Raw genomic sequence first — 7,164 nt, 5'->3', positions numbered from 1 at the left:
CACAATAAAGGTCAAGCACGGTAACACGCGGATCATCTATGGCTTTTCGGGATCTGTCGATATGTTCCCGCAGGACCTCAGTGGGATTATTGAACATCAGGAAGACTTTAGCATTTCTGTCGGCAGCTTCCTCCAGCGTACCCAGCACCGATGAAGTCTCACCTCCCTCTGTAATCGCAACCAGCATATCGTTTTTTGTGATCTCCATTTCCCGTGCCTGTTGCCTGCCAAATTCCATGTAATCCTCGAACGACTCTACAGCGCGGATAAGCGCATAATCACCGCCGGTCATGATACTGAATACGGAATTTTCATATTGCTTTACTTTTTCATATATCTCCGGATGATTTTGATACAAATCCCGGAAGAAATGCCTCCACATGCTTTCCAGCAGGATACTCAAACGACCGGTTGAACCGCATCCCGAAAAAATGATCTTAGATCCGGACGATACTGCACCTACCCCGGCCTCTATCATCTCACGGAATGCTTTCCCGTTTAAAGTTTTTTCCGCTACCGGAGGTATGTCCTCATCTACGGAAAGCAAGGCTTTTACCCCCTCCATGGAACTTGATTCAAAGATAGAATCCAGATTCCGGGTTTTGGGATTGGATTGTTCAGTGGGCAAAATGCCCAGATGGAATTGTTGTTCATTATTCAGGAAATGCTCCGCTTCCTGATGTGCTTTGCTGTATTGATTGTTATTCATGGTTTAACTCTACTTTTAAAATCCCAGACCAATTTTCATTTCACGGGAACCATATCTTTATTGGATACCGGTTTCAACCGCACGGTATAGGAATAAGGTTTGGTTTTCACCTGGTACTGATCGCGGGGCTCGTGAAATTTGGTGCCCACCCCGGAAACTACATGATCTATATTAAAATATACAGCATTGTCCCTTTTAAGCTGATAGGTATATCTTGCCCGGTCCAGGTTATGGGTACTATAGAGATGGGCACTGATATTCAGTAGATCATCACCCGACACCAGCCACCCTGTACCCTGATCATTGGTCAGTGCAGCCCATCGCACACCACTGCGGTTTCCATAGTCTCCGGGTACAATATAGGGCTCAAAAAGCTCCTGAACGGTCTTGTTATAGATTCCTACTTTAGCCGCCATTTCCCTCCCGGGATAGGTTTCTATGGGTCCCCTGCCGTACCATTTCAGGTTGCTAAACTCTTTGTTCATACCGACCTGCATTCCAACTTTAGGCAACCGTGGCGGTAGCTCACCATTCGGATCAACCTCCTGAGATATGATCAGCTCTCCATTGCCGAGAATGGTTAGTGTGGAGCTTATCTTAAATCCCGCTCCCGTGCCGGAGCCTGTTACATTACCGGTGATTTCCACCTGCTTTTTATGAGGCTCCGCAGAAATCATATCGAAAGATTCCACCTTGTGGACCAGATTATCCAGTCCAGCTTCCCGCCATTCCCTGTCAATGTGTCTTTGCTCATTGAGTATGGGTGCACGCCATGCATTGAAACCTAAGGGTTTTTCCAGGTATTCCTTCTCTTCGTACCGGTAAGAGATTATTTTCCCGGTTTCCTTACTTATACGGCATCTGAAGAAAGTATTGGAGAAAATGACTGCCTCGTCTTTTTCCTCAACCTCTATTTGGGGAAGTTTTTCTTTTGCCTTCTCCCTGGGTTTCTCCTTGTGGAACGGCAGATTAAACTGTTCCCAGGCCATTTCATGGTTATCGGGGATCAGTCCATGTTTTCCCTTTAACCGGAAGCTGATGTTCAACCAGTATTCGCTTCCGGGAGTGGTCTCCGGTTTGTTATAAAACAGGTCAATGGTATCGGTCTTTCCGGCAGGTATGTGTAGATCTCTTTTCCCTGACTGAATCACCTGTCCGTCTTCCAGCATTTCCCAGGTGGTGGTTAGCTGGTTGAGGTTTCTAAAATGAAAGTAGTTGGTGACCGAAACTTTCCCTTCTTCCAGGTCTACCGCTTCGACTTCCACGGGCTGGAGGTTCTTGGCAATATGGATCAGCTCAGGCTGGGGTTCTCCGTTTGTATAGACTATTCCGTCAGTCGAATTGGGCTGCGAGTAAATGCCGTACCCAAGATACGTTCCCTGATTTTTTTGATCGTTGAAGGTAAGCCACAGGCATGCCTCCCCCGCTTCAGAATTTGCCAGTTGCCTGATATCTTCCTCCGCAAGGGCTTTCTCGTAGATCCTCACCTCATCGATCATGGCATTGGAGAACCATTCCGTTCCCCACGTTCTGCCGATGTTAACAGGAGAGGCGCCGTCGTGTATGGAACCGCTGTGAACTAAATGATTTTGTTGTTGGCCGTCGATATAGATAGTAAGGCGGGATCCGTCATATACTCCACTCACATGATGCCAGTTTTGATACCAGTCATCAGGAACCCGGGTCTCGACTGTAACTTTCTTGTCATCGTATATACTGAACTCCAGTGTATCCCTGGTTGTCTGTATGAGGGCATACTGATCGCGGCCTTTGGTTATAATGGGATTTTTTCCTTTCCACGGGCGCGGGTATATCCAGGCGCTCAACGTCAGGGATTTTCCGGTGATATCCAGGGAAGGATCTTCATAAATCTGTGCCCAGTCGTCATGGCCGTTAAGATCAAGGGCTTTCCCGAATTTTCCTTCTGTAAGGCGGGCTCCTCCCATCAATACAGCGTCATTGCCGTAAGGGGATTTGTCGGGGATGGTGCGCCGGGAATGTTCCATTCCCTGATTTTTCCAATCCCAGGCGGCTCCTCCTGTTAAGCGGCGGGTGGAACGGATGAGCCGGCTGAGCCCGCGGTGATTACCCATGCCATTGCCGTAAGCGTGGGCATATTCATCCATGAAGGAAGGCCGGGTAAATTCACCGGGTGAATTGGCAATTTCTGTCAATCGTTCAACCGTAGGATACCGGGGGCCAACAATATCTTCGAAGGGCAGTCTGCCGGCATTGCCGCCATACAGCCATCCGGGCCGCGTTGTGTCTATAGCCTTCCCTGCATCAATCACATCTGCCATAAGCTCTCCCGAACCTGCTTCGTTACCGGCACTCCAGATAACCACACTGGGATGGTTTTTGTCGCGGTGAACCATCCGGGTGACCCTGTCGAGGAACGCTCCCCGCCAGGCCGGCTCTTCGGAAAGATAAGTATTGTCGTGGGCCTCAATATTGGCTTCATCCACAATGTATATGCCGTATTGATCGGCCAGCTCCAACAGCTTCGGATCGGGAGGGTAATGGGCGGTGCGGATGCAATTGATGTTGTGGCGTTTCATGGTTTGAATATCCCGAACCATCATATTTTCAGTTACCGCTTTGCCATGGTTGGCATGATGGGGTATCCAGTTGACTCCATTGAATGTAACCGGAACTCCATTAACCAGAATCGCCTGATCCTTTATTTCTACCTGGCGGAAACCCACTTTTTCACTGACAACTTCGGAAATATTTCCTTGCGGGTCAACCAGTTTTATGATAAGCGTATACAGATTGGGAAATTCAGCAGACCATTTGTCGGGATTTTCTACTTCTGTTTTGTAGGTGATCTCTTTAAATGTTTCGGATTTCACACTTATATCCGAGCCCAACGATTTATCCAGGAAAACCTGCTCTCCGTCAGAATTATACAAGGTAGCCTTCAGAGAATAATTTTCCTGATCGTTGTTGGCGCTATTCTGTATTTCGGCGTCAATAAGCAGGTTTGCATCCTGATAGTCTTTATCCAGGTCGGTTCGGACATAAAAATCCTTAAGATGCATTTTGGGTTTGGAATAGAGGTACACCCGCCGGTAAATGCCGCTCAGACGGACCATATCCTGACATTCAAGGTAAGTTCCATCGGAGAATCGATAGACCTTAACCGCCACCTGGTTTTCTCCCTCCTGAAGGTAAGGGGTGATGTTGAATTCAGCGGGTGTCATGGAGCCCTGGTCATACCCTACCTTTTCGCCATTCACCCACACATAAAAGGCAGATTTTACACCGGCGAAATGGAGGAAAATTTCTCTCCCATCCCATTCCCGGGGTAATTGGAAGGTTTTTTTATAGGAACCCACAGGATTGTAATCATGGGGAATATTGGGCGGATCGGAAGGAAATGCATGACCCACGTTTCGGTAATGTACCCGGCCATATCCATGGGTTTGCCAGTTGGCCGGAACGGTTATGTCATCCCAGTTACTGACCGTATAATCCGTCTGATAGAAATCTCCCGGGGCTTCTGCCGGATTGATTGCCCATGAAAATTTCCAGTAACCGTCAAGGGAATGATAGTAAGGAGAATTTTCCCGGTTGTATTCCAGCGCTGTCTGATCATTCTGATAAGGAACAACTGAAACGTGGGGGTCGGTTTGATTTTTTTCAAATACGGCCGGATTTTCCCAGTCATTGGGTTCCTGAGCTGATACAGACATGGAAGATAAAATAAAAAAGCCTGTTATAAAGGTTATCACAAGCGTTAACAGCAATTTCTCTGCTTTTTGGGGTCTTTTAAGGCATTCTTGGTTGATCTTCATAATGGTTTTTTTAGTTGTTGCTTATTTTATGTATGAAAGAATTAACCCGAATTATTCTTCAGGTTAATTCGTTCTGCAAATCCGATACGACCTTCTTATAACTAAATATTTACAAAAATTTCTTTAAGTACCTTTACCGGCCAAGTTTTGCCAAAAAATGCAAGAATTTGACCAGTAAGGTACTAACAAATATAATGATTTTCCGCGATTTTAAATGTTTATTCGCTTTGAATGCGTTTGAAAGATCCGTCCATTTCATAGGGCAAGGGAAAAACTTTCCCGGCTTTGTTCATAAAATATAGCCGGGAAGATGAGAAGGATCCGGGATCCCCGTCGGCCCAAAAACCGTAGAAATCTCTATGAGCATTCACAGGGCGCCTGAGATAAGTGTGATTGTATTCGCTTTGGCCTGTCACCCGCATCACCTTATTCCAGGATTCACCCCGGTTGCTGCTTTCCCAGATGACCATATCGCCCCCTGTACCCCAGGGCTGAGGCCCTGAAGCTGTAGGAGCTATCACCCACCAGAAATGTTCTTCAACATACAGGCTTCCCATGTCATAGTTGTGATCTGAAGTACAAACATCGTGGATTCTCCAGCTCTCACCGTTCCAGTGAGCAATTTTCCAATGTCTTAAGCCATTGTCAGGACCGGCTTTATGGCCGTTACTTACAATGAAAAGGGCTATGGGATTGCCCTGATGGTCAAAATTGATGTCTTTCAGATACACATTCTGATTTTTACTGAAATATTCTTCTACCAGGGCAGGATGATCCACTTGGCTTACGGGCAGGGAAACCTGCTCATGATCTGCCGTTTGCCAGGTTTCCCCCATATCTTTAGTTTCAAGGTAATACAGGTTTGTCCGGCGGTCAACATTTCCATTGGGATGCCAGTTGAAGAAAGTAGCCAGTCTCTCTCCGTTACGGCTGCTGATCTGATAATGACCTGCCTGTTCATCATCCGGTCTTTTTATCCCGGCTAATTTTCTATCCTTACTCCAGACATGACCGTCACTGCTGGATTCAAAATAAAGTTCCCGCATACCGGAATATTTGGTGAAGAAATGAAAATAACCCCGTTGGGGAACGTACCAGGGTTGCGGATAAGTCATTTCTTCCCTGCTGACTTGTTTAAACGTATCGATTTTGTAAGGTTCTGTGGACCGGTATTTATACCCCATTCTGGCGGTTCCCCGTCCGCTTACAAATACCCACAGATAACCCTTATCATCAATCAACAAAGAAGGATTGTCGTGGGGATCGTCAACTCCTTTTTTGTCATAGACAACCACAGGCCGGGAAACTTTCCCGGCGCTGTGGTCATAGTAACTGATCATGCACTGAAGGTGCTTTTCATTTTTTCCGGTAGTGCCGCCATATACAAAAAAGGTCTTATTGCTGGTTGTATCATAAATAGCCAGCGGCCTGTGCTTGGCGGTATAAGTTCCCAGGCCCCCGGAGTATTTATCTCCATAAGTGGATACCTGACCCAGTTCAAACCATATTCCTTTATAACCCCGCGCCCGTGTAAAAGTAGTATCTTGTTGGGCTAAAGCGACTGAACAACAAAGGAAAAACAGATTCAACAATATTAGTAAACGCATAGATGATCATTTATAAATTACTTCACCGTTCCATCCAGAGGCTTGCCCATTTGTTCATACAGATTTCTTCTGGCCTCTTTGTCACCTTCCAGTATTTCCCGGGCATATTGAGCTACCTGTTTGGCATGTTTACGGGGAACGACAATCACACCGTCGCCGTCGGCCACCACAACATCTCCCGGGTTCACCTGAACTCCACCCAGGGTCACTGTTTCGTTTACCGATTCGATCTCATTGCGTCCGGGCCGGATGCCTCTTCCCCTGTTCTCGGGGTCAAAATACACCGGCACCTCCTGTTTGATCAGTTCGTCGGTATCTCTAACCCCTCCGTTGGATATGATTCCCCTGGCTCCTTTGCTTATCCAGGCCAGGCCATTATATGAACCAACCGTACCCGTATCGCCATCACCTTCAACATCAATTACCACAATGGAGCCTGATTTCAGAAATTTCACAAAGGGCTCGGGTGATTTGTTGTTATACCATTCGCCTTCCCATTGCTGAAATTCCTCTTTAGACATGGGATTTTTTATGACATCATTGGTGGGAACATAGCGGGCAGTCACAGCAATACCGCAAAACGTATGCTTAAAGTCTTCAATATCTTTCCAGAGGGCCTGTATCTTCTGATCCATCAGTCCCAGGTCACGCAGGCCCACCATATCCATTCCATCAGAAACATCAGCAACCCGAAGGCTTTCATATAATTCCAGCAAGGTTTGGTCGTCAACTTTTTCTTCGTTTTCCTGCGCATTGATCATAACGAAAGGAAAACATATCAAAATAAAAGAGAAGATGATTGCTAGGGTTTGATTTTTCATAGTTAGGTATTTGTTTAGATGATTAATATTTGTTTATGAATAAGCTACTTCATGGGTTCTTACATGAATTATCCCCGGCATTTTTAAGGCCGGGGCTAAGTATCTCTGATGCTATAATTCTCTTACCCAAATGTTCCGGTAGCTTACAAGGTCTCCATGATCCTGAAGCGTGAGGGGTTCTTTGAGATCGTGTTCTTCATATTGATGGGCACCAATGTAACTGGTATTGC

General features: G+C 46.3%; 4 protein-coding genes. All 4 read right to left on the bottom strand.

Annotated features, from left to right (window positions below; genetic code table 11):
• On the bottom strand, positions 1-709 hold a 709-nt coding region (locus tag KGY70_14615; GenBank protein MBS3776425.1), incomplete at its 3' end, for a hypothetical protein.
• Positions 710-744: 35 nt separating this feature from the next.
• Entirely contained in the window at positions 745-4,506 is a 3,762-nt protein-coding gene (locus KGY70_14610) for a DUF4981 domain-containing protein (GenBank protein MBS3776424.1), read from the bottom strand.
• 218 nt (positions 4,507-4,724) lie between these two features.
• Complete coding sequence (locus KGY70_14605) at positions 4,725-6,113, bottom strand: BNR-4 repeat-containing protein (protein ID MBS3776423.1); 1,389 nt, start codon at positions 6,111-6,113, stop codon at positions 4,725-4,727.
• 17 nt (positions 6,114-6,130) lie between these two features.
• Positions 6,131-6,934 carry an RraA family protein gene (locus tag KGY70_14600; protein ID MBS3776422.1) on the bottom strand — a complete coding sequence of 268 codons (804 nt, stop codon included), beginning with the start codon at positions 6,932-6,934 and terminating at the stop codon, positions 6,131-6,133.
• Positions 6,935-7,164: the final 230 nt, after the last annotated feature.

The organism is Bacteroidales bacterium, from assembly GCA_018334875.1.
GTDB lineage: Bacteria > Bacteroidota > Bacteroidia > Bacteroidales > UBA12077 > JAGXLC01.
Note: the sequence above shows the minus strand (reverse complement) of the source record. Positions and strands in the feature narration are given on the sequence as shown.